This window comes from Hymenobacter agri (assembly GCF_054778495.1).
Window position 1 is genome coordinate 1 of the sequence record NZ_BAAGZM010000542.1, and the last position, 2,939, is coordinate 2,939.

The window sequence follows — 2,939 nt, forward strand, 5'->3', positions numbered from 1 at the left end:
TCACGCAGGGCGTCACGCTGTCGTTTGGCTCGCACACCGTTACCGTGACGGGCAGCCTGCCCAACGGCCAGCCCGACGCCAATGCCACCAACAACGCCCGCACTGCCACGGTGTACACGTCCCTGCTGCGCGGCACCTACACCATCAACCAGCAGCAGCCCACCGGCGGCACCAACTTCGCCAGCTTCGCCGATGCCGCTACCCGGCTGAATAACGGCGGCATTAGCGGCTCGGTGCGCCTGAACGTGCTGAACGGCCCCTACCAGGAGCCTTTCGTGCTGGGCATCGTGCCCGGCGTGAGCGCCACCGACACGCTGGTAGTCGACGGCGGCAGCGCCAAGCAAACCATCAGCTTTGGCAGCACGTCGGCCCAGCCGGCCGTCATCTCGCTGCTCGATTCCGACTATATCACCCTGCAAAACCTGACCATCGACGCCTCTACCGGCGGCACCGGCAGCACCGTCAGCAATGGCGTGCAGCTGGTGGGCGCGGCCGAAAACAACCGCATTCAGGACTGCGTCATCTCGGCCTCGCTCACGCTTACGTCGAACAGCTTCGGCATTGTGTCGCAGAACCCCTTCGGCGCGCTGGTGCCGCAGGGCAACCCCAACAACCTGCGCCTTGAGCGCAACACCATCAACGGCGGCTACGGCTCCATTCAGATTACCGGGGTTTCGACGACCAACCGCGTGGCCGGGCTGCGCATCAGCGGCAACAACCTGCGCGACTTTTACCAGCGCGGCATCGAGCTGGCGTCGAGCACCGGGGCGCGCCTGCTGGCCAACGACATTTCGCGCCCCACCCGCACCACCAGCATGCTAACGTTCTACGGCTTGTACTGCACGGGCAACGTGGGCATGGCCATCGAGCGCAACCGCATTCACGACCCCTATGCGAACAACGGCTCAAACGGGGCCTACGGCATTTACTTCACCAACAACGCCGGGCTGGCGGGCCAGGAAAACGATGTAGTTAATAACATCTTCTTCAATTTCAACGCGCCGGGCCAGGACTACGGCATCTACAACGCCTCGTCGTCGTACTGCCGCTACTACCACAACACCATTTCGTTCGACAACACAGCCAACAGCGGCACCCTCAACTGCTGGGGTTTCTACCAGGTAGGAACTGCCACCAACATCGACTTCCGCAACAACCTCATCAGCATTACGCGCGGCGGCACGGGCCTGCGCTACGCGCTGTATTTCAGCTCCACTGGCTCGTCCATCATGTCCGACTACAACGATTTGTACGTCGGCACCGGCACGGGCTTCTACACGGGCTACTACTCCACCGCCCAGGCTACGCTGGCCAACTGGCAGGCCGTGAATGGCAACGCCTACGACCAGCACAGCTTCCAAATCAACCCGCAGTTCACGGCGGCCGCCACCGGCAACCTGCTGCCCACCACCAACAGCCTCGATGCCTCGGGCACGCCCGCCACGCTGACGCGGGTGCCGCGCGACATTGTGAACCTGCAGCGCGGCACCACGCCCGATGTGGGTGCCTTCGAGCTGGTGCTGGTAGCCAACGATGTGGCCGTCGTCAGCATCGATGCGCCCGCTACGCCCGCTGTGCTGGGCGCCAACCCCGTCACGGTTACCATCCGCAACGGTGGTACGGCGGCGCTCACATCCGTCACGCTGGCGTACAGCATCAACAACGGCGCCACGCCCGCTACCAACCAGCAAACCTTCAGCGGCCTGAACCTGGCTCCCGGCGCCAGCCAGCAGCTCACGTTCAGCACCGGTGTCACGCTCACCCAAACCGTGACGTACACCCTCACGGTAACCGGCAGCCAGCCCAACGGCCAGCCCGACGGCAACGCCACCAACAACTCGCAAACCATCACCTTCGACCAGACCCAGCTGCTGAACGACGAGCCCTGCGGCGCCTTGGCCCTCACCGGCCAGATTGCCGGTACCAACGTCAACGCCACCACCAGCACCGGCGGCGGCGTGGCCAATGCCCTGCCCACCTGCTCGGGCAGCCAGGCCCCGAAGGACGTGTGGTACGCCTTCACGCCCACCAGCGCCAGCTTCACGCTCTACACCAGCGGCACGGCCGCGGGCCTGGTGCGGGTGTTCTCGGCCACCAGCTGCTCGGCCGGCTTCGCGCAGGTGTTCTGCCAAGCCAGCGCCGGCGCGGGTCAGGGCGTGGGCAACGTGCTCATCACCGGCCTCACCCCCGGCCAGCGCTACTACCTGGCCGTGTCGGGCTACGCTTCGAGCGATGCCACCGGCACCTTCACCCTGGGCCTGGCCCCGCTCAGCAGCCGCTCCTCGCTCGATGCCTTGCTGCGCCTCTATCCCAACCCCGTTACTGGCGGCGAATTGACACTCGAACTACAAGGCCTTGCCCCCGCCGCCGGCACCGTGGCCTTGTACAACGCCCTGGGCCAGTTGGTCCGCACTCAGGCGCTGGCCGCTGGCACCCAACAGCTGGCCACCCGCGACCTGGCCCCGGGCCTCTACACCCTGCGCGTGCAGCGCGGCACCGATGTGCTGCTGCGCAAGGTGGTGGTTGAATAATTGCCAAGTATTCAACCCGCTGGCAACGTTCCGGCTCACGCAGGTGGGCCGGAACGTTGTGCTTTTGGCCCAATCGTATGCCCGGCTTTCGGGAGCGACGCGCAAAAGTGCGGCCAGCGTATTACCTTCGCCGCCCCCTAATCCCATCCGCATGGCTCGCAATTCCCGCCAGCATCTCATTGACTTCGAAGAGGTGGACACCGCCACCGACCTCACCCCGGCCGAACAAGCCACCTGGCAAGCCGCCCGCGACGCCACCAATCACGCCTACGCGCCCTATTCCGGCTTCCACGTAGGCGCCGCCCTGCTCCTGGCCGACGGCACCGTGTTCAAGGGCACCAACCAGGAAAACGCCGCCTACCCCTCGGGCCTCTGCGCCGAGCGCACCGCGCTGTTTGGCCTCGCGGC

Annotated in this window: 2 protein-coding genes; both read left to right on the forward strand. The window is 65.6% G+C overall.

All coding sequences use genetic code 11. The features are described 5' to 3' along the window. Positions 1–2,531 (forward strand): T9SS type A sorting domain-containing protein (locus ACYVDE_RS19020; protein WP_460503120.1); only part of this gene is annotated, 2,531 nt, incomplete at its 5' end. A gap of 151 nt (positions 2,532–2,682) precedes the next feature. Then, a partial coding sequence (locus tag ACYVDE_RS19025; RefSeq protein ID WP_460503121.1) for a cytidine deaminase family protein occupies positions 2,683–2,939 on the forward strand: 257 nt, incomplete at its 3' end.